The following is a 21,382-nucleotide window of genomic DNA, read 5'->3' as shown; positions in this document are numbered from 1 at the left end:
GCGGCGTATAAACGCAATAAGTGAAACAGGAGTCAACGGGAGAATGTTCCGATGCGTTGATGGTCGAGCATGCTGATCGGGGTAGGCGTGATCCAGTCGGCACCCAGCATCGGATAGGGACCGTAGAACAAGTCGCCGAGCGCGCGCCGGTAGTGCGCGTTCATCCAGCGCCGACGCCGATGTTCCGCGCCGTCGTGGAGCATGTGGCAGCGCTGGCACAGCGCTGCCAGCTGATGGAGCGCGCTGTCGCTGGGATCATGGTTGAGATGCGCGCAGGCCAGTACCACCGGCGTCCAGGCACCGTGCGATAGAATGTTCTCCGTCGGTCGCCGCACACGCCGCCCCTGCCCATTGCGCCAGCAATGCCGTTTGCGGTCCCACCATCGTCCGTCCCGGAGATGGAATACCCTTTGCCCATGGGGACGCCCGCAATGCTCGCAACAGCCCCCTGCCCGCACGAAGCGCACATGATGCGAAAGCTGCGGCCAGTCGATCGGGTACAAAAACACATGTTCGGGTCGGATCGGCATCAGGCCTCCCTTTCCGGTACGTCGAGCTGTGAGACGGTCGGGGTCACGGGGCCAACGCCGCGGCGGTCAGTGCCCGGTAGAGTGTGGCATGGTGGCACTTAAGCAGCTTAGCGGCTTCGCGAACGGAAGTGCCCTCCCCTACCAACCGTTCGCCGAGTGCGATCTGGTCGGCTGTTAGCTTGGGCGGGCGACCGAACCGGACTCCCCTCGCCTTCGCCGCCTCCCGCCCGCTGCTAGTGCGCTGGTGGATCAGTTCACGCTCGAATTCGGCGATGCCGGCAAACACGGTCAGCACCATTCGACCTGCAGGCGATGTCGTATTTGCCCAAGGCTCGGCCAGCGAGCGCAGACCGGCGCCGGCCTCTTTCAGCTTCTCAGCAATGTCGAGCAGGTCGCGGGTGGAGCGTGCCAGCCGGTCGAGCCGCGCACCACCACCGTGTCATCGTCGCGCAGCTGCTCAATCATCTTGGCCAGTTCAGGCCGGTCACGCTTCGCGCCTGACACCTTTTCCTCGAACGTCCGCTTACATCCGGCCTCCTGCAACGCGCCGCGTTGCAGCCGAAGGTCTTGGTCGTCGGTGGACACACGGGCGTAGCCAATCAACATGTTGCAATACTGTATCAAAACAACAATCTTATGCAACAGACTTTTGCGACACAAGTGCTCGAGAGGGCACGAGCGTCGCGGGCGCTGTCGCGAAACTTAGGACATGCGCGACATCCTTGCGGGATGCCCATTTAGAGATTGGGCAGGGTTCCGCGTCGCCAAAGCCGGTCAGCTAAGGATTCCCGTTTTCCCGTGTCGTTCAGGCCATTTCGGGAAAATCGATTTGGGAACAGATTTCGAGAAAACGGCTTCCGATACCGGTGGTTTTCCAAGCATTGGGTTGGGGCTTCTTGCTCCACGTTCCCTTTCGGGAAAGCAGGGAACGGCCGGAAGCGCCTAGAAGCTGACATTGCGAAGCGGGGTTCTGACCTTCGCAAAGCCGCGCGCGGGTGGCGCGGCGCGCGGGTCAAAACCAACCGGTTGTGACGCCAGCTCAAATCCTGGACATTGACCAATCAGGATCGGCGTTAAGTATCGATGCATCGCCATAATCCACGATCTTGTTAGACGCAGTTTTCTAGCGCATCGTGGAGGCCTGCCATTCCAAGAACGTTTTTGCCAGAGGGGCATGCATCGATGCCGGGGCAAGATTCCCAAGAAATCACGGACAGCGAGGAAGGTGCTTCCACCTCGAAAAAGCCCTTCGCAGCGTCGAAAACCACCGAGGCCAAGGACTCTTCGAGCGACCTGCACCAGCGCATCGCTGATCTGACGCAAGAGATCGAACGGCTTACGGAAGCGGTAGCGGCGCGGGATGCTTTCCTGGCGGTCGCTGCTCATGAGCTGCGCAACCCGATGACGCCGATCGTGGGCAGACTAGACATGTTACGTCGTACGCTCGACAAGGCAAGTAAAGAGAAGATAGAGTGGAGCCTCGACCAAATCGACTGGCTTATCTCAAGGTTTGTCAAGCGCGCTACGACGCTTCTGGACGTTTCGCGCCTGACTTCCGGCAAGGAAATCTCGGTTACGAATGTTCCGGTTGAAGTGTGCGAGCTAGTTCGGTTGATCGCAGAAAACTTCAGGCCATTAGCGCAGCATGCACGCTCTGATCTTAAGCTCGATCTTCCTCAGGCTGCTCTCTCGATAATGGGGGACAGTTTGGCGCTTGAGCAGGTCGTCGACAATCTCGTATCCAACGCAATTAAATATGCTGGCGGCAAACCCATCAGGATCAGGGTGTCAGCGGATAGTGAATTGGGCATTGCTCGTATCGCGGTGTCGGACAACGGACCAGGCATATCTCCCGAGAACGTAGAACGCATTTTCCAGCGTTTTGAACGGGCCGTGAAGCCGGGGGAGCATTCTGGCGGGTTTGGCGTTGGATTATGGATCGTGAAGCAGCTCTGTGAAGCGATGGAGGGAACAATCGAGATCGAATCTACACCCGGCGCTGGTTCGACGTTCTGCATTGCCTTGCCGCTCGCACGACCGAAGGACCCGGAATGAATACCACGCCGCAGTTAGAAGACGCGGGGCCAGCTCGCGTGCTCAGCGGGATCGAGGGTCTCGATACGATAGTGAATGGCGGGTTTGTCCTTGGCGGGATGTACATCATACAGGGTACGCCGGGTGCGGGCAAAACGATCCTGACCAACCAAATCTGCTTCCATCACGTCGCGGGTGGCGGGCGCGCATTATTCGTGACCCTACTAGCCGAAAATCACGCGAGAATGATCGGCAACCTGCAAGGTATGTCGTTCTTCGATCATGCGATGCTACCTGATCAAATGAGTTATCTCAGTGCATTCAACGAGATGCGCGATGGTGGGCTCGAGGCTCTGGGCAAACTCCTGCGCCGCGAGATTCAGCGGCGTCGGACGACGATGCTGGTGATCGACGGTCTTGTCTCGGCGCAGTCGAGTGCGAAAAGCGACCAGGCGTTTAAGGAGTTCGTGCACGATCTCCAGGAGGTCGCCCTTGCTACCGATTGCACCATGTTCCTGACGACCAACGCGGGCGATCAAGTATCGCCCGAGCAGACGATGGTCGACGGCCTGATCGTGCTGAAGGACCGGATGTACGGCTGGCAGGCAGCGAGCGATCTTCAAGTCACCAAGTTTCGAGGCGGCAGTTTCCTTCGTGGGCGTCATTCGTACCAAATCAGTGGCGACGGAGTGACGGTTTATCCGAGGATCGAAGCCCGATATGCGCATCCTAGCCGGATGGCCGAACTGCCGGCAGGTCGAGCGTCGATGGGCATCGATCGGCTCGACGCCATGCTTGGAGGCGGTGTCCCGAACGCCTCAACGACGATGATAATGGGACCATCTGGTTCGGGCAAAACCACGATGGGCATGCACTTCCTGTCGCAGTCGTCGGAAGACGAACCTGGACTGATGTTCAGCTTCTACGAGACGCCAGCGCGGCTCGCCGTCAAGGCCGACCGCCTTCGGCCGCCTTTACGGCCTCTCTTGGATAGCGGCAGCGTCGAAGTCCTGTGGCAAACGCCTACGAGCGATTTGATGGATGCGTATGGGGAACGGCTTCTCGAAGCGGTACACCGGCGGAAGGTCAAAAGGCTTTTCATCGATGGCCTCACAGCTTTCCAGAGCGCTGCCATTGATCCGTCGCGCATCGGTAATTTCTTCTCCGCTCTGGCAAATGAACTTCGCGTCCTTGGCGTGACAACGGTCTATTCGCTCGAGGTTCCGGACATCCTGGGGCCGGCGGTGCGTGTGCCGGTCGATGACGCTTCCAGCCTTGCCGAGAACATGATCCTGCTTCGCTTTGTCGAGCAACGGTCGCGTCTCTATCGCCTGATTTCCATCCTCAAAGTCAGGGACAGCGATTTCGACCCGTCGCTTTATGAGTTTACACTGGGCGATGCGGGCTTCGACATTCGTGCCACGTCGGAGAGTGTCGAGGAAATCCTGTCGGGCTCTGACCGTAATGCCGAGGTGCGTGACTCATTTAAGCGCGGAGGCTGACCATGCCGCTCGTGCTTGTCGTGGATGACGAATTTGGGATCGCCAAACTCCTCGAAGATGTATTGGAGGACGAGGGTTACACCGTCGTTGTCGCGTCGAATGGGAAACAAGCCCTTGATCACGCCATCGCCGAAACACCGGCTTTAGTTTTAACCGACTTTATGATGCCGGTGATGGATGGGGCGGCATTATTAAATGCAATGGCAGCTAATCCTACACTTGCTAACGTGCCGATTGTCATAATGAGTTCGATGCCGGAAGAGACGATCGCCGAGCGTTGTTCCGGATACGCCAAATTCGTGCGTAAGCCTTTCAAGATATTTGATATGATAGATATTGTGTCGTTGTTGTTGAAATCAAAGGGTGGGCGATAACGCGTTGGAATCTATCAGCCGTTACAGCCTTGAGACGGGGCCATATTGTGCAATTCACCTTCGTGATCTGATTGGGTGTCGCAGTCGAACGGTTGTGACACCAGCATCGGCGGATTGCTGTGGATGATCTGCTGCGATTTTTTCCCGATTTCATCATCGTTGCTGGTTTTGGGAAGCCGCTCGCGTTCCCAAAACGCGATCGATTCTGAGAACGCCTGCGCCGTCTCGCTGGTCGTTCCCTATCGGGAATGCCTGGACGCAAGCCAAGAACCGACGCCTTGGAATGTGCCCTTGTGGAAACCAACACGGCCGAAAGGGGGCCAGCGAGAGGATGTTCGAAAACGTCTGGTAGGCGAGATAGTATGAGTAGTCAGTTTGGGGAAACCGCTCTAGCGGCTTTCGGGAAGCAATCCTGGCTTAGTTAAAGTATCTGGATCAAACAGCCGTTCAAGCTGGTGCCTTGAAAGGAGCTGCTTCCGAAGCAACAGATCCAAAACGCTCTCACCGGTAGCCAAAGCTTCGCGAGCGATGTCAGTGGCTTTGGCATATCCGATGAATGGATTGAGCGCGGTTGCGATGCCAATTGACCGGGAAACGTTGCTTCGAAGCTGATCCGCGTTGGCTGTGATCCCACTCACACATCGCGTTGCGAGGACGGTGCAACCGGCCCGAAGGTGCCTCACACTTTTAAATATACTATGCGCGATGATCGGCTCGAAAGCGTTCAATTGAAGCTGCCCGGCCTCCGCAGCAAAGCTCACCGTCACGTCGTTGCCGATAACCTCGAAAGCGATCTGATTGACGACTTCTGGGATGACCGGATTGACCTTCCCAGGCATAATACTCGATCCTGCCTGCATCGGTGGAAGATTTATTTCACAAAATCCGGTCCGTGGTCCTGAAGATAAAAGTCGCAAGTCATTGCATATTTTCGATATCTTTATCGCGACACGCTTTAGTACTCCGGAAAGGTGCACAAAGCTTCCGCAGTCCTGCGTCGCCTCAATAAGGTTTTGCGCCGTGGTGAACGGTATGCCGGTCATCTGGCGCAGTTTTGCACACACGATAAAAGCGTAATCCCGATGGGAGTTGATGCCAGTTCCGATTGCTGTCGCACCGAGGTTGATCTCGCACATCAGAAGCAATGCGTCCTGTAGCCGCTCCTCATCCTCTCCGATCATGACAGCGTAGGTGGAAAACTCCTGCCCAAGGGTCATCGGGACAGCGTCTTGAAGCTGAGTTCGACCAACTTTGAGCAAGCCCGCAAACTCTTCGGCCTTTTGCTCGAACTCGCGACGCAAGGCGCTCATGGCGACAATCAACGCGGAGACGCCCCTATATGCTGCGAGGCGAAGGGCCGTCGGGTACACGTCGTTCGTGCTTTGGCTCATGTTGACGTGCTCGTTCGGATGCAAACGACCGTAGTCGCCTCGCACATGGCCTAGAAGCTCCAGCGCCCTGTTAGCTATGACCTCGTTCGCATTCATGTTGGTAGAGGTGCCAGCGCCGCCCTGAATCACGTCGACGACAAAATGATCGTGCAGCGCTCCGCCCTTCACTTCCTCACATGCCCGAACAATGACGTCCGCGCGTTCTTCGTCCAAGAGACCAAGGTCGAGGTTCGTCAATGCAGCGGCGGCTTTGATCGTTGCCAAAGCCGCGATGAGATCTGGATAACATCCAATAGTCTCTCCGCTTATAGGGAAGTTTTCGATAGCCCTGAGCGTGTGAATGCCAAAGTAGGCGTCGAACGGCACTTGATGATTTCCTAAGAGATCGTGCTCCGAGCGGAATGGCGGGTCCGCTGATTCGTGGTCCAATAGTAGACTCTCGTTCATTTCTGGACCACCATCTTTGCGTACCGAGCCATCCTGACCGCAGTGTTTCAAATCAGAACGTCAGGCTCAGCTTGCCGTAATAGAAGCCACCGCTGATCCCATAGGGCGAGAACGGGTTGTAATAGGCAAAGCCAGCAGTGCCCTGATTGACCGCCTTCAAGATCGACGGATAGACGTCGAACAGATTATTCGCGCCTGCGCTCACCTTCACGCCGTGCGCGACCTTCACGCCCACCTCGATATCGGTGATGACCTTGGGCGCGATCCTGTCGTCATTCGCCGCGATCGTTGAGGTGAGATAGGTCGCGCCATACCGCGTGCCGCGCAGGTTGATTGAGGCGATGCCCTTTTCCCAAAATATGTTGGCGACCACCTTGTCGCGTGGGCTGCCGCGCGTCAGGTCGCCTTGGCGGACGCGGTCGATCAGCACCAACCCGGCATTAGCGAGCGGGGTCGGCGGCAGGTCGATATGCGTGAAGACCGTTTTGTTAAGATTGCCCGACAGCGAAATCGTGCCCCGACCCCAGGTGCCGAGATCGGCGCGATAGGTGGCCACCACGTCCAGACCGCGAGTCCGCGTGGCGGCGGCGTTCGAGAAGTAAAAGCCCGCCGTCGACGAGGTGATCCCCGCTGCCGCGAGCGCCGCGTTGACCGCGGCGCCCTGCAACGTGCCGCTGAGCAGGATGCGATCGTCGATCTTGATCTGATAGGCATCGACCGTCAGCACGAACCGGTTGAATGGGGTCAGCACAACGCCCGCCGAATAGTTGACCGATTTTTCGGGCTTGAGCGGCGACGCGCCGAGCGCGATTGCAGCCGCTGAGTCGACCGGTAACGCCTTCACTGGCACCAGCGTAGTGACACCGTTGACCGGCGTCAGAATAGTGGACGACGATGAATAATGCTGTTGCTGAAGTGTCGGTGCGCGGAACCCACTGCTCACCGTACCGCGCAGCGCTATGCCGCGGACGGGTTCGAGCCGGATCGAGGCCTTGCCGATGTTGGTCGTGCCGAAATCGGAATAATCTTCATGGCGGCCTGCCAGCGCGACCTCAATGCCACGCACGATGGTCTGCTCGATATTGACGTAGCCGCTCCAACTATGCCGCTTCCAAGCGCCGGCATTTTCCGGTGCAAAGCCGGTCACGCCCTGCGATCCGGACACGCGGAGCGCGCCGGCGAAGGGCTGGCCGACCGGTGCACGATATCCGCCATTCGCATAGGAGGCTGGCTCGCCCGCGTCTGTGGCATAGGTGTTCTGACGATATTCCGCGCCGGCGGCGATGAAGAGCGGGCTTGCGAGTCCCACATCGAATTTGCGCGTTAGGTCAAGGTTGGTCGTCCATTCGCTGTTGCGGACGCGGCCGATATAGAAGCTCGTGGGGCTGAGCGGTCCGAGTGAAGCGTTCAGTGCGGTCGTCTCGTCATATTTGATTTTGTCCTCGGAATAGGTCGTGCCGAGATCAAAGTGGATTTGGGCCGGCCCGTCGCCGCGCACCCCGCCAGCGACCTGAAAGTCGGTGTCGTGAATGTGCAGATGGGGAATGTATCCGTCGGGATAGATCTGGACGATATTATTGTTGCTGTTGGGATTGCGAAAGGTGAGAAACGCGTCGGCGTCGCGCTTTGACGCGGTGCCGAAGCTGTAGAGTTCGACGTTCGCGCCGATCGGGATGGCCGCGTCATAGGCCAGGTTCACGCCCGAGACCTGGGGCTGCCCGGGTTTGTTGACATAGCGGTTAACGGTTGCCTCGCGCGGGTCGAACTGTCCGCTAATCAGCGGATAGAAGACCGAGCTGTTGATCGTGCCGCGTTCGGTGCGCCCCTGGAGTACGCCATCGGCGGACAGATGGATATGGCCACCATCGCCGATCCTGAAGCCAAAATCGCCGAGCACGCGCGCATTCTCGCCGCCGCCGTCGCCGTTCGCACCGCCGGTGAAGCTGGCGCTGCCCGATGCGTCGGTCTTCAGGATAACGTTGATGACGCCGGCAATCGCATCCGAGCCATATTGCGACGATGCACCGTCGCGCAGCACCTCGATATGATCGATCGCGCTGACCGGGATGAGATCGAGGTCCGGTGGTGACTGGCCGTTCTGGGTAGTGCCGTTGACGAACAGGCCGGCGGTGTTGTGGCGGCGCTTGCCGTTGACGAGTACCAGCACCTGGTCGCCCGCAAGACCGCGCAGTGACAGCGTCTTGACGCCGTAGCTAGCGCCCGAGCCGCTGCTTGACACGCTGATCGAGGGGACGAGCGCGCCTAGCAGATCGCGCACCGATTGCTTGCCACTCGATTGCAGCTCGGTCTTGCCGAGCACATCGATCGGCGTGAGGCTGGCGGCGACGGTGCGACCCTTGTCACGGGTGCCGGTTACGATGATGTCGGATGGTGGCGTGCTCGCGCCGTCGGCAAGGTCGGCCGGAACGGTCTGGGCATAGGCGGGAACGACAGCGAGAAGGCTTATCGAAGCCAGCAGCATAAAGGTCAGTTTCATCATGGTCCCCTTTGGTGATGGATGGTTTCAGACGCATCCCGGCGTTCGGTCAGCGTTTCGCGTCGCCGTTACGACTGCGATGAAGCTGACCAGAATGATTGCGATGACGTAGAAGGCCGGCATCAGCGTGTTGCCGGTGACAGCGATCAGACTGGTGATGACGAGCGGCGCGAAGCCGCCGAAGAGCGTCACCGAGAAATTGTAGCTGACCGCCAGTCCCGTCCCGCGGGTACGCGGCGGGAACAGATCGGCGAGGATCGCGGGCGTCGGGCCGAGCGTCGCGGCGATCAGAAACCCAACGATCACCTGCACGACCAGAAGCGTCGTCGTCGTCGGCCAGGCATTGAGCGCAAGGAAGATCGGGAGAGAGGTAAGCCCAGCAACGGCTAGTGCGGTACCTAGCACGCGATAGCGCCCGATCCGGTCCGAGAGCAGGCCGAATATCGGTGCCATGACGGTCAGAATGATCCCGGTCGCCAGCGCACCGAGAAAGGACGATGTCATGGCGATATGCAACGTCTCGGTCGCATAGGTTGCCATGTAGAGCTTGTGGACATAGTTGAACGCGGTGACGCCTGCGACGATCGCAATGCCGAGCAGCAGGGCCCGGCGGTCGTCGGCCCAGACGCGCTTCAGCGCGTTTCCGGCTTTCGACTCCACCGACAGCGCGGCGAACTCGGGCGTCTCGTCGATGCCGCGGCGGATATAAAGCCCGACCGGCCCGATCAGCAGACCGACCCCGAACGCAATTCGCCAGCCCCAGGCATCGAGTTGCGCCGGGCTGAGGATATAGCTGAGCCACGCGCTCAACCCGGCCGCGAGGATCGTTGCCATGCCTTGGGTCGATGATTGCCAGCTGGCAAAGAACCCGCGACGCTTCGCGTCGGCATGCTCGACCATGAACGCGGTCGCCGCGCCGAATTCACCCCCCGCGGAAAATCCCTGCAACAACCGCGCGAACACCACGATTAGCGGCGAGAAGATGCCGATTTGCGCATAGGTCGGCGCTAACACCAGGAGCGCGGTGCCGACCAGCATCAGGTTGATCGTAATCGTCAGCGCAGCCTTGCGGCCAGCCTTGTCGGCATAGGCGCCGAGGATGACCGCTCCGAACGGTCGCGCGACATAGGATACGCCGAACGTAGCGACGCTAAGCAGCAGCGAGGTCGTCGGATTAATTGCGGGGAAGAACGCCTTGCCTAGCGTCGCAGCAAAATAGCCGTAGATCAGCAGATCGTAGAATTCGAGTGCGTTGCCGACGCTGGCGGCGGCGATCGCGCGCCACGCATTCTGGCGATCTGGCTTAGGCAATGGGGCCGGCCGTCAGCGTTGCAGCGACGCCGCAGAGGATGTCGAGGCCGATCGCCAACGACGCCTCATCGAAATCGAAGGCTGCGTTGTGATGCCCGGCTGCGAGGTCCGACCCAATCCCGAAATAGACCGCCTTGCCGCCCTGCTCCTGTACCGCGCGCATCATTTCGGCAGCATCCTCGCTGCCCTTGAACGGCGTCTGCGACACGACGTGCGTCACCTGCGATACCTGCGCAGCGACGGCGGCGACCACTGCGTCGAGCTCGGGATCGCTGCTTGCCGGACCGGAGCCGCCTGCGACCTCCATCGTAAGCTCGACGCCGTGCATGATCGCGGCACCCTCGATGACCCGTCGCGCGGCTTCGTTGATGTAGGCGAGCGAGTCCGCATCCTCGGCGCGCAGTTCGATCGTCATGGTTGCCTCGGCAGGTACGGTATTGCGCGCGTTGCCGCCGACCAGCGTGCCGATGTTGATCCGCGTGTCGCCCTTGCCGTGGCGTGGTATCGCCATCAGGTTCTGCGCCGCGACACATGCCGCTAGCAGCGCGTTGCGTCCCTCGTGCGGGGCGATCGCGGCATGCGCGCCGACGCCGTGGAAGTGCACGTCAAGCTTGTCGCTTCCGAGGATCGTAGTGTACCCGCTGACGACTTCTCCGGTGCGTGTTGCCTGGATGCCGATGTGACAGCCGACGAAATAGTCGACGCCGCCCAGCACCCCCGCCGTGACCATCGCCCGCGCGCCACGCAGACCCTCTTCGGCAGGCTGGAAGATCAGCCGGATCTCGCCTGCGAAATTACCGTCGAGCGCAGCGATCGACCGCGCCAGCGCAAGTCCTAGCGACGTATGGCCGTCGTGCCCACAATTGTGATGTACGCCATGGTTCATTGAGACGAACCGCCGGGCGACTGGGACATGATCGGCCCTCTCCGATTCCGCGCCGCGATTGGCATCAAGGTCGAAGCGGAAGGCGACGACCGGTCCAGAGCGACGCCCTTTCCAGACTGCGACTAGCCCAGTGAAACCATCGCGGAACGTCTTGGCGAGATCGGCTTCCGCGCCATTCTCGATGGCGCGGGCGAAGAAGAAATCGAAATCGCTTTGCGGGGGTAGGCCGAGCCGCGCATCGGCGTCGATCACTGCGGCCCCGGCACGGATTTCCCAGCCCATCGTGGTCAGCGCGTCGTAGACCTTGGTCGCGGCATAGACCTCGCACCAGCCCGGTTCGGCATGAGCGTGCAGGTCCCGCCGATCCGCGATCATAGCCTCAAGTGAAGGCGCTACCGCGCCGCTCTGCGACATCTGCCTGTCCCCATACCCTATTTCGGTCATAATTAGGACAGGACAAGACGTTGTCAACGCTTAAATCGGCCCTATTACGGACGGCGCACTGGCGAGACAGTTCAAGGCAGTTAGGAGAAGAGCGTTGATAGGTGTGGTCGGCCCCGACGACACGGTTTCGTTGATCGAGCAGATTGCCCACGAACTGGGGATCGGCGCGGTGCTGATGCCGGTGCGCTATAGTGCGCCAGAGGATACCGTGCGCGTGCTACGGACGATTTGGCCGGCCTGCGTCTCCGTGCTGTTCAGCGGGCGTATGCCGTACCGGCTTGCCATGCTGGCCGGCTTTCCCGCGGACCGGCTCGATTATATCCCGCACGAGGGCACCGACCTGTTCCGCATCCTCGCGCTTGCTGCCTTGGAGACCGATCAGGTCGGCAGCCTGCCAAGCTTCAGCTTTGATACGATCCCCGAGCGCGACGTCGCCGAATCCTATCAGGAACTGGGGCTTCGCTCGGGCTTTCGCGTGATCCCGCTGGAGAGCGACGATACCCCCCCCCGGATCGATGCGGCGCGGATCGAGCAGGCTCATCGCGCGCTTGTCGAAAGCGGCGCGGCAGAGCGGTGCGCGACCTGTATCCGCGACGTCTATGAACGGCTCGTCGCGGCCGGGCTGCCGGCGATGCGTATCGACCATTCGCGCAATTCCGTGCGACAGGCGTTGCTGCGATCGAAGTTGCGGCACGACCTCAACGAAGCAGAATCGTCGCAGATCGCCGCCTGTCTGATTTCGGGCGACACACCGGCATTATCGCTGGCGGCGACTGCAATCGAGAGGCTGACCGGAGGCCGACTGGTAGAGAGCGGGCATGGCGAAGCGATCATCCTGACGACAAACGGCGCGCTGCATCGGACGATCCATCCGATCCTGCACCCGCTATCGGACGAAATGCCGACGCTTGCGGTTTCGGTCGGTGTCGGCATCAACGCCGACCAGGCCGAGGCGCTGGCGCGGGAGGCGAGCGAACGGCCGCCCTCGGACCATGACCGGGTGTTCGAGGTCGATAGCGCGGCGATGTTCTACCGAATCATCGACCGGAACGAGGCGCGCGATGCGCGGCAGGACGATCTCGAATTATCGCAGATGCTCGACGTACCGTCGACCGTGATCCACAAACTTGTCTCGGTTTTTCGGACGATCGACCCGAACGGCTTTACCGCGGTCGAGTTCGCGAGCGCCTATAATGTGCAACCGCGCAGCGCCCGACGCCTGCTGACGACGTTGAAGGACCGTGGCTTCGTTCAGGAGCAGGGGTCGCGCGCCAAGGACCGGGCGGGGCGTCCACAGACGGTCTATCGCATGTTTCTGGACCGCTTCATTTCCCCAAATGCAAAGAGCTAGTCGACTCAAAGCACCTTAAGTTACCGGGAAACTGAGAAATGGCCGAAAGTGATCGGCACCGGCAAGACTTGCTGCCCGGTCAGACGGCAGCCATCTCACTGCCGCCATCCACGGCATGCTAAGCACTGTGTACAACCTTTTAACATTGCGATTGGCGTCGACTGCTTTTCCATTTCCGCGCGTGCCACAATTTTTAGGTGGCCGTATGCGTTTTCTCTGGGCTGATCCCGATCGTGAATGAGAGATCGGCACACGGTGACGTTGCGACCCGACCGTAAATCTCCCAAGCAGTTGGGATGAATGATCTGAACGCACTCTTTAGCCCCATTGAGGATGGCGCTGATGAAGCCGCAACGATTGAAGCTGCGCTTTTATGCGTTGAGGCTTTCAAAGACCGGTTCAACGCTCGCGACCTTCCTGGAATGGATGCGCTGCTGCATTTTCCGCACGTCATCCTTTCGGGTGAAAATCTCGTGATTTGGGATGACCACGGTCAGCTCCCGGCTTCATTCTTTGACGACCTAACCGCATCAACAGGCTGGGACCGCACCACCTACCATGACAAGCGGCCGATCCTCACCAGCCCTCGCAAGGTTCATCTCGTCGTCGAATATACGCGGGACAGGGCCGATGGGACAATAGCAAGCTATCATAGCAACTTATGGATCGTCACTTTCAATAACGGCCGATGGGGGATCAAACAGCGATCATATTGACGGTTGCTGGCGGGCAACGTGGTGAGCCAGCTTTCCCAAAATGCCATCCTTGGTGAGAATGTGAGCGGGGTGACCCTGCATCCTGCATTAGTCCCAGCAGTCAGTTGGTTGGATCAGCGCTAGCGTGACGGCATAAAAGCGTGCTAGCACGCTCCCATGATAACGATCGCTCTTGTAAGTCAAAAAGGCGGGTCGGGGAAAACGACTTTAGCCACTCACCTTGCTGCTAAAGCCACACAGGCGGGCTATGTCACATGCCTTATCGACACCGATCCCCAGGCAACGGCTGCTGCCTGGGGCGATTGGCGAGGGAAAACCGACCCGGAAGTCATAACTGCTCCTCCTGCGCGCCTTGCTCGCGTAATAGAGGATGCGCAAAAGCTCGGAGCCGAGTTTCTCGTTATCGATACGCCACCGTTCGCCGAAGCGGCTGCGCGTGAGGCAGTTAAAGCGGCGGATGTAGTTCTTATACCGTGTCGACCGCGAGCCTTTGACCTTCATGCGATCCAAGCCACAGCTGACTTGATTCGATCAACGCGCAAGGCAGCGTATGTCGTTTTCAATGCGACCCCGCCCCGCGCGCCCGCGCTGATCGCTGATGCGTCTAAAATGGTGGAGAGCTTTGGCCTTGAGGTTGCGCCCATGTCGCTAGCCGAACGGGCGGCCTTTAACCACAGCACTGCCAATGGACGGACAGCCGTAGAAACCGAACCTCGTGGTAAAGCTGCGGAAGAAATCGACCAACTGTGGAAATGGCTATGCGAGCGTGCTAGCACGCCACCACAAAAGCACGCTAGCGGGAAGGCGCTATGAGCCGATTTGGTGGGTTGAACGCTAGCCAAGACAAAGAAAAGGTTGATGCCTCTTCCCGTCCGGTGGAGGCGGAAGTGCAGCCTGTGCCGCCAGGTCGGGCGAAGGCCAGACAGGGCAAACATGGGCTAGTTGGCTACTTCAGCCCGGATTTGATGCGGGCAATGCGGATGCTCGCGGCAGAGGAAGATAAGACGATTCAGGCGCTTCTAGGAGAGGCGATTGATCATCTTATGCGGGATCGTGGCAAACATCCGTTTGGGGAAAGGTAGTGAATATAGCATGCTAATATACAAGCACGATAGCGTGATAGCACACTATCAACCGAATGGACTGTTATATGGCGCGTAAGTCGGTGGCTGATCGTGAGCCGGGTACGGAGGAGCAACCCTTGCTTCCGATCGAAGCCCCGCGCCGGCAACGGGATCGCGTAGGCAAGCGGACGATCGCAGCGCACTTCGATCCGGCGATTGGTCGTGCCGTTGCTATTTTAGCAGCGAAGGAAGATCGCACGATGGCAAGCCTGCTGACGGAAGCTGTCGAAGACCTTCTGAAAAAGTACAAACAAGACATCAACGAACGATAGCGTGAAAGCGTGCTAGCACGCTAGCGTGTAATCTGTTGAAGCAATTGAATAAATCTCTTTCCACTATTCGGTTAATCTGCGACTTCTAGGACACCGGCCGAGGAATCGGCTGGTTCGTCGTGGCGTGGATGAACGGATTAGGCCCCGAACTAACCCCAAAACGACGAAAGCCCGGCTAGGCGGCCGGGCTCTCGGTAAGGGTTGATGCGCAAGAAGCGCTGGTACTGTCGCAAGCACCAGCATCTCGCAAGTCTGCCCGCCAGTCAACTCGAAAACGGTGTTTTCGAGAACGGGAGAGCTTTGTCCATGAGGGATCGCCGCCAGTGTCCGGGTCAACCCAGCGGAGGGAAGACCTATGCAGACCGTATTCGAGGCTCTTGGAGGAGCGGTGGGACGTCGGCCCGGTCGCGAGACCGGACAGAGGGTGCATCGCTACAGTAAGACGGCGGCGGGCAGGGAGGGGCGGTTCTGGCAGCCGTTCAATCCCAAGGATGTCGCACGCTTCCTCCAGGCGGCGGAGAAGTACGACCGGCTGAAGCGACTGGCGCATCGCCGCGAGCGGAACGGTCGTGAGAACGGCGCTATCGGTCATGTCGGCATGGAGGTGCTGCGCGAGCTGTTGCGGCTGATCGACTACAAGACCGGCCGGCTCGATCCCGCGATCGCGACGCTGGCGCAGCGCATCGGCCGTTCGATCGCGGCGGTGGCCGACGCGCTCAAGCGTCTCAAGGAGCATGGCTTCCTCGACTGGCTGCGGCGCTATGTCCCGACCGGCAATGCGGGTCTGCGCGGTCCCCAGGTCAAGCAGACCTCCAACGCCTACCGTCTGATGCTGCCGGCCGAGGTACTACGCGGCATGACCGCTCCGCCGCCGCAGGACGACAGTCAAGGGGTCGGTTCCGGCTGAGGGCGAAATGACACCCTAAGCAGAACGGCAATGCTTGGTTTATGATAGAAGGTTTGCTTGGGAGGCGCGGCGCCACCTCATTCCGCGGAAGCTGGTTTCTGGCGCTTTTCAGCAAGGCGATAGGTGAGGATGGCGAGTGAACCATCGATGGAAAAGGAACGACCATCTTGGCCGAACCGAAGGACGAAATCGTAGGATTCGGGTATGTTGAACCGCTGGATTTCGCTTCCATCGGCCATGGAGACCAGCGCGATCGTTTCCCGATGCGGCCGCTTACCAACCGGCATTGATACCAGCGCATAGCGCCCGTCCGGACTGATCGTAGGCCGGTAGGTGTGCGAGAAGTCGTATGCGGTGCCGGCGATACTCCATAACCTACGACCCGTCTGGACGTCCCAGAGATCGGCAACCGCCCCACTCTGCGGGGTGCGCTCCTCACATTCCGGTTTGCGGGGGGTGCCACTGTAATGCTCGCAAATCACGCCGCTCGCGCTTAAGCCGTGCCCGATCAATACTGTCTTCAGGTTCGGGGCTAAAGCAAACTTCCAAGAGCCGTTGGGGCCGGGATGAAGCAGCGTCTCGCGGGGTAGTTTGCCCTGTTGCCACTCAAACCATCGGCCACCATTGAGCACAAACAAAGCAAAGATATTGCCCTGCTGGTCGAGCCGCGCGTCGATGTCGCCAACTAGGGTTCGCGGTCGCTCGCCATGCGATAGCGGCATCGGAACGGCCTGGAGCACCTTGCCTCTGCGCCCATCGACAATAGCTAGCGTCGGCGTCAGATCGTCGTGTTCAGGGCGGTAATAGCCGCCCTTTGTGCCAAATTCGGCCAAGGCTAACCCGCGACCACCGACCCAAAATATGCCGTCGAGTCCGCCAGCTACATCCTTGAGCAAAGGTAAGGGGCGCGGTTCTCCATCATTTGGTATTTCGATCGTCGAGAGCGGGCCGAGCGTGAAACCGCTCGGCCGCATAGTATCCTGACGGACCCCAAGGATTGCCTTTGAGTCATCCCTCCACGCGAAGGGTGGCGCCTTGCTATAGCCAAGACCTGGGACGGTGATGCGCGACGCGATAACGCGTGGCGCTGCGTTCGATCCGATCGCCCCGATCCACAGGCTATCATAGCCAGAGACTAGAAAGTGTCTCCCGTCGGGCGAAATCAACGGCGCTGAGATGGTGTAAGAACTTTTTAGCCCCGAAGGGCAAAAGGCGTTCTCGAGATAATAGGGACCGGCCGTCACCGGGGCGGCCTGATCGACTATTCTCGGTGGACAGCCGATTGACGAAGGATGTGGAGCCGCCGCAAGCGTCGCGGCGACCGCCGTTCCCATTGAAGCGCCAATTAACGCGAAGAGGAACACTTGTTTCATGCCTAACCTCTCACGCCGCGATATCGATATCAGAAGACGTCTCTGCCTTTGCCCGTCCTACGATTGCAGCAACGGTATTCTTGCTTAGTCCCAGGTCGCGGGCGATCCATCGGTAGCTACGGCCCTCTTCAATGAACGCCAGCACCTTGGGAGCAAGCCGGTCGGACTTGGGACGGTCACCGATCTGCCGCCCGAGTTTCCGGCCCCGCGCCCGTGCCGCGGCGAGGCCGGAGCGAACCCGCTCGCTGAGCATGTCGCGCTCGAACTGCGCAATGCCTGCGAGCATCGTCGCCATCATACGCCCGTGCGACGTGTCGACCTCGAAGGTCATGCCGCTCATCGCGACCACCGAGACGCGCCAGCCCGACAGCCGGTTGAGCGTATCGAGCAGGTCCTGCGTCGAGCGCCCCCAGCGGCTGAGTTCTGTGACGAGGATCGCATCGATGTGGCGCGCCTGCGCCAGCTTCATGACTTCGCCACGCGCCGAGCGGTTGGCCTTCATGCCTGAAGCGGTTTCGCGGAAGACCTCGATCACCTCATAACCGCCACGTTCGGCAAAACCGGCAAGATCGCGCAGCTGCCGTTCGCACGACTGGTCGGCGGTCGAGACGCGGGCGTAAATGGCGGCACGTTGTCCCAATTGAACCTTCCTGAAATCAGGTCTCGAAAACCCTTGATTTGCGTGGAGTCAGTGTTGTCCAAAACAGACTTCTGTTCAACAGGGACAAGCGCCGATGCCGAGACGCCATATCCTGAGCGCCCGGCAGCGGTCGGCGTTGCTTGATCTGCCGACCGACGAGGCGTCACTGCTGCGGCATTACATCCTGGCGGACGACGACTTGATCCACATCGATCGGCGACGCCGATCGGAGAACCGGATCGGCTTCGCGCTGCAACTCTGCGCGCTGCGCTATCCCGGTCGGATGCTGGCACCGGGCGAGGTGATCCCGCTCGCTGTGTCCGCCTTCCTCAGCGCCCAGCTCGGTATCGCCGGTGACGCGCTCGTTCGCTATGCCGTCCGCCGTCAGACCCGCCATCAGCATATGGAGGTGCTGCGCCGCCTCTACGGGTACAGGACGTTCCCCGGTCAGGGGGCACCGGGACGGGCGTTCCGCGAATGGCTGCTCGCCGAAGCCGAGCAGGCGCGCTCCAACGACGATCTCGCCCGGCGCTTTATCGCCCGGTGCCGCGACACTATGACCATCCTGCCGGCGATCACCACCGTCGAGCGGTTGTGCGCCGACGCTCTGGTCGCGGCCGAGCGCGGCATCGAGAAGCGAATCGCCACACGCCTCGATCGCGTTGCCTGTACGCGGCTCGACCGCCTGACGACCGAGATGCTGCCGGGGGCGATCAGCCGCTTCATCTGGCTGCGCCGGATCGAGCCGGGCAACAATTCGGCTGCGGCGAACCGGCTGCTCGACCGGTTGGAGTTCCTGCGCGCGATGCACCTCGATGCGGGCCTGCTCGACGGCGTCCCGCCGCATCGCGTCGCCCGGTTGCGGCGACAGGGCGAGCGCTATTTCGCCGATGGCTTGCGCGACCTCGGCGCGGACCGGCGTCGCGCCATCCTTGCGGTCTGCGTCATCGAATGGGCCGCTGCGACCGCCGATGCGGTGATCGAGACGCACGACCGCATCGTCGGCCGCACCTGGCGCGAAGCGAAGCAGTTGCACGATGCGCGCACCGCGGAAATCAGAGGCTCGGTCACCGCGACGCTGGACGGGTTCACTGCGCTCGGCCAGTCGCTGCTCGACGCGCATGGCGACGGCGCGTCGCTGGAGGATGCGGTCGCGCGTGCGGCGGGATGGGACCATCTCACCCGCCTCGTCGCGACGGCCAGGGTTTTGACGGACACGCTTGGCGATGATCCGCTGGCGCATGTCGATCAGGGGTATCACCGCTTCCGTCGCTATGCCCCGCGTATGCTGCGCTGCCTCCATCTCCAAGCTGCGTCGGTCGCGCGACCCTTGCTGGACGCGGTGATCGCCATCGCCACCAAAGACGCGCTCCCGGCGACCGACGATTTCCTGCGCCCACATTCCAAATGGCGGCGTCAATTGCGGGCGAAGGGCGACGATGATGCGCGCCTCCGGGAAGTCGCGGTCATGTTCCATCTGCGCGACGCGCTGCGCTCGGGTGACATCTGGCTCGACCGCTCGCACCGGTACGGTGACCTTCGCAACGTCCTCGTATCGATGGAAGTCGCGCATGCTGCGAAGCTGGCCGTACCGTCCGATCCGCATGTCTGGCTCGCGGACCGCAAGGCCCGTCTCGCTGATGGCCTCGCCCGGCTCGGTCGCGCCGCGCGCAACGGTACGATCCCGAAAGGCAGCATCGAGGACGGGACGCTGCGCATCGATCGCCTGGCCGCCGATGCGCCGGACGGGATCGATGACCTGGTGCTGGACCTTTACCGTCGCCTGCCGCCCATCCGCATCACCGACCTGCTGCTCGAAGTGGACGCCGCGCTGGAGTTCACCGACGCCTTCACCCATCTGCGCACCGGTGTTCCGTGTGGCGACCGGATCGGCCTGCTCAACGTCCTCCTCGCCGAGGGGCTGAACCTGGGACTGCGCAAGATGGCCGAGGCGTCCAACACCCACGATTACTGGCAACTATCCCGTCTCGCACGCTGGCATGTCGAAAGCGCGGCGATCGACCAGGCGCTGGCCAACGTGGTCGCCGCGCAAGGCGCGCTGCCGATGGCGCGGGTCTGGGGCATGGGCACCACTGCCTCGGCCGATGGCCAGTTCTACCCCGCCGCGCGGCAGGGCGAGGCGATGAACACGGTTAATGCCCGCTACGGCGACGACCCCGGCATCAAGGCTTATACTCACGTCAACGACCGCTTCGCGCCGTTCGCATCGCGGACCATCCCCGCAACCGTCAGCGAGGCACCCTATCTGCTCGACGGGCTGACGATGAACGAGGCCGGGCGACGGATCGAGGAGCAGTACGCCGACACCGGCGGGTTCACCGACCATCTGTTCGGAATCAGCGCCATGCTCGGTTACCGCCTCGTACTGCGTATCCGCGACCTTCCGTCCAAACGGCTATACGTGTTCGATTCCGCGGCCACGCCGAGCGAACTGCGCCCGCTGGTGGGCGGTAAGGCACGCGACGCACTGATCGTGTCCAACTGGCCCGACCTGTTCCGCTGCGCCGCTACCATGAGCGCTGGCCAAGTCGCGCCGAGCCGTATCCTGCGCAAGCTTGCCGCCTATCCCCGTCAGAACGACCTGGCCTCCGCATTGCGCGAGGTCGGCCGGATCGAGCGGACGCTGTTCATCATCGAATGGATTCTCGACACCGGTATGCAGCGCCGCGCGCAGGTCGGCCTCAACAAGGGCGAGGCGCACCACGCGCTGAAGAACGCCCTGCGCATCGGCCGCCAGGGCGAGATCCGCGACCGTACCACCGAGGGTCAGCACTACCGGATCGCGGGCCTTAACCTGCTCACCGCCATCATCGTCTACTGGAACACCCTGCATCTCGGCCATGCCGTTGAAGCCCGACGCCGCGAAGGGCTCGATACGCCCGATCATCTCCTCGCCCATATCTCACCGCTCGGTTGGGCACACATCCTGCTGACCGGAGAATACCTATGGCCCAAGGACGCCAGCCCTTAGAGTGTCATTCCGCCCTCTGCCGGAACCGACCCCATCATGGAGGTGTTGATCGTCCGGAATATCAAGGCTGGCGTTACGGGGATGCTCTGGTCACAGGGTGCAAATTTCGCACAGGTTATCAAGGGAAGTTATGACCAGGTTGGCGCGACGATGGACCGAATCCTGAGCGATCCGAGACACACTGGGGCGGGGCCTCCTGCTCACATTGAACGGCGCTGTGCTGGCAATCATCCGGCCGTGCTTGCAATCCGCATTGCCTGCCCACGCTTGTAGATATCAGAGCTGATTGGCACTAATCTACCAGCGCTAGATGGCACTCCTCGCAGCGAAAGCTCCGAATGCAGCGAACTGCCGAAACTGCAGCTAAGTTCGAGATCATAGCGTGGGTCACCAACCGGTAGAATGAAGCCGAATTCTGTCTTTGGGAGTTCTGTATGAGTGAGAATATCATGGCGATCCGCCGTGAAGGCCAGAAGCACGCATGCCTCGCCGCCCAAACTGAAGGCGAGACACAGAAAGCTCATTTTGTTCGAGCTGCAATTTGCGATGCAATCGCTGACTTTTTAGAGGACCCTGAGAAGCGGGAAGAGC

18 protein-coding genes and 1 pseudogene are annotated in these 21,382 nt (G+C 60.6%); 11 read left to right on the top strand and 8 right to left on the bottom strand.

Translation table 11 applies throughout. The features are described 5' to 3' along the window. Positions 1–32: 32 nt before the first annotated feature. Complete coding sequence (locus RH91_RS20585) at positions 33–530, bottom strand: hypothetical protein (protein ID WP_037480026.1); 498 nt, start codon at positions 528–530, stop codon at positions 33–35. A gap of 43 nt (positions 531–573) precedes the next feature. Beyond that, positions 574–1,136: pseudogene (locus RH91_RS20580) on the bottom strand (recombinase family protein). 576 nt (positions 1,137–1,712) lie between these two features. Here RH91_RS20580 and RH91_RS20575 point away from each other — a divergent pair. The 3 genes from RH91_RS20575 to RH91_RS20565 are packed head-to-tail and all read left to right on the top strand — an operon-like array spanning position 1,713 to position 4,440. Beyond that, complete coding sequence (locus tag RH91_RS20575) at positions 1,713–2,585, top strand: sensor histidine kinase (RefSeq protein ID WP_010165302.1); 873 nt, start codon at positions 1,713–1,715, stop codon at positions 2,583–2,585. Further along, complete coding sequence (locus RH91_RS20570) at positions 2,582–4,066, top strand: ATPase domain-containing protein (protein WP_010165300.1); 1,485 nt, start codon at positions 2,582–2,584, stop codon at positions 4,064–4,066. The genes RH91_RS20575 and RH91_RS20570 overlap by 4 nt, the downstream gene beginning before the upstream one ends. 2 nt (positions 4,067–4,068) lie before the next feature. Beyond that, a complete protein-coding gene (locus tag RH91_RS20565; protein WP_010165298.1) occupies positions 4,069–4,440 on the top strand; it encodes a response regulator in 372 nt (123 codons plus the stop codon). Between the two features lie 389 nt (positions 4,441–4,829). Here the strand turns inward: RH91_RS20565 and RH91_RS20560 are convergent, their stop codons facing one another. The 4 genes from RH91_RS20560 to RH91_RS20545 are packed head-to-tail and all read right to left on the bottom strand — an operon-like array spanning position 4,830 to position 11,347. Then, the gene (locus tag RH91_RS20560; RefSeq protein WP_010165296.1) at positions 4,830–6,278 is read right to left on the bottom strand and encodes an aspartate ammonia-lyase; all 1,449 of its coding nucleotides are present in this window, start codon (positions 6,276–6,278) and stop codon (positions 4,830–4,832) included. Positions 6,279–6,330: 52 nt separating this feature from the next. After that, positions 6,331–8,778, bottom strand: a complete 2,448-nt coding sequence (locus RH91_RS20555) for a TonB-dependent receptor domain-containing protein (RefSeq protein ID WP_010165294.1) — start codon at positions 8,776–8,778, stop codon at positions 6,331–6,333. A 24-nt stretch (positions 8,779–8,802) separates the two neighbouring features. Beyond that, positions 8,803–10,086, bottom strand: a complete 1,284-nt coding sequence (locus RH91_RS20550; protein ID WP_010165293.1) for an MFS transporter — start codon at positions 10,084–10,086, stop codon at positions 8,803–8,805. After that, on the bottom strand, positions 10,079–11,347 hold the full coding sequence (locus RH91_RS20545) for an amidohydrolase (RefSeq protein WP_010165291.1): 1,269 nt from the start codon (positions 11,345–11,347) through the stop codon (positions 10,079–10,081). Before RH91_RS20545 ends, RH91_RS20550 begins: the two co-directional genes overlap by 8 nt. Before the next feature lie 163 nt (positions 11,348–11,510). Between RH91_RS20545 and RH91_RS20540 the strand changes: the two genes are divergently transcribed. From RH91_RS20540 to RH91_RS20520, 6 genes are all read left to right on the top strand, one after another. Then, a complete protein-coding gene (locus RH91_RS20540) occupies positions 11,511–12,767 on the top strand; it encodes a hypothetical protein (RefSeq protein WP_157137071.1) in 1,257 nt (418 codons plus the stop codon). Between the two features lie 296 nt (positions 12,768–13,063). Further along, positions 13,064–13,483, top strand: a complete 420-nt coding sequence (locus RH91_RS20535) for a hypothetical protein (RefSeq protein WP_029624153.1) — start codon at positions 13,064–13,066, stop codon at positions 13,481–13,483. 156 nt (positions 13,484–13,639) lie between these two features. After that, positions 13,640–14,296: a ParA family partition ATPase gene (gene parA / locus RH91_RS21935; RefSeq protein WP_010165285.1), complete on the top strand. Its 657-nt coding sequence runs from the start codon at positions 13,640–13,642 to the stop codon at positions 14,294–14,296. Next, positions 14,293–14,565, top strand: a complete 273-nt coding sequence (locus RH91_RS22700) for a ribbon-helix-helix domain-containing protein (RefSeq protein WP_029624151.1) — start codon at positions 14,293–14,295, stop codon at positions 14,563–14,565. The genes parA and RH91_RS22700 overlap by 4 nt, the downstream gene beginning before the upstream one ends. A gap of 68 nt (positions 14,566–14,633) precedes the next feature. After that, the gene (locus RH91_RS20525; RefSeq protein WP_232283637.1) at positions 14,634–14,879 is read left to right on the top strand and encodes a ribbon-helix-helix domain-containing protein; all 246 of its coding nucleotides are present in this window, start codon (positions 14,634–14,636) and stop codon (positions 14,877–14,879) included. Between the two features lie 355 nt (positions 14,880–15,234). Continuing rightward, positions 15,235–15,786 (top strand): DUF4423 domain-containing protein, encoded by a 552-nt coding sequence (locus RH91_RS20520; protein ID WP_232283636.1) that lies wholly within the window; start codon positions 15,235–15,237, stop codon positions 15,784–15,786. 77 nt (positions 15,787–15,863) lie between these two features. Here the strand turns inward: RH91_RS20520 and RH91_RS23335 are convergent, their stop codons facing one another. After that, entirely contained in the window at positions 15,864–17,159 is a 1,296-nt protein-coding gene (locus RH91_RS23335; RefSeq protein WP_232283635.1) for a hypothetical protein, read from the bottom strand. A 10-nt stretch (positions 17,160–17,169) separates the two neighbouring features. Then, a complete protein-coding gene (locus tag RH91_RS20510; RefSeq protein ID WP_010165277.1) occupies positions 17,170–17,799 on the bottom strand; it encodes a recombinase family protein in 630 nt (209 codons plus the stop codon). Between the two features lie 94 nt (positions 17,800–17,893). Between RH91_RS20510 and RH91_RS20505 the strand changes: the two genes are divergently transcribed. Then, the gene (locus tag RH91_RS20505; protein WP_010165276.1) at positions 17,894–20,791 is read left to right on the top strand and encodes a Tn3 family transposase; all 2,898 of its coding nucleotides are present in this window, start codon (positions 17,894–17,896) and stop codon (positions 20,789–20,791) included. A 36-nt stretch (positions 20,792–20,827) separates the two neighbouring features. Then, the gene (locus RH91_RS23650; protein WP_081469605.1) at positions 20,828–21,064 is read left to right on the top strand and encodes a BLUF domain-containing protein; all 237 of its coding nucleotides are present in this window, start codon (positions 20,828–20,830) and stop codon (positions 21,062–21,064) included. Positions 21,065–21,382: the final 318 nt, after the last annotated feature.

This window comes from Sphingomonas sp. PAMC 26617 (assembly GCF_000242835.1).
Taxonomy (GTDB): domain Bacteria; phylum Pseudomonadota; class Alphaproteobacteria; order Sphingomonadales; family Sphingomonadaceae; genus Sphingomonas.
Note: the sequence above shows the minus strand (reverse complement) of the source record. Positions and strands in the feature narration are given on the sequence as shown.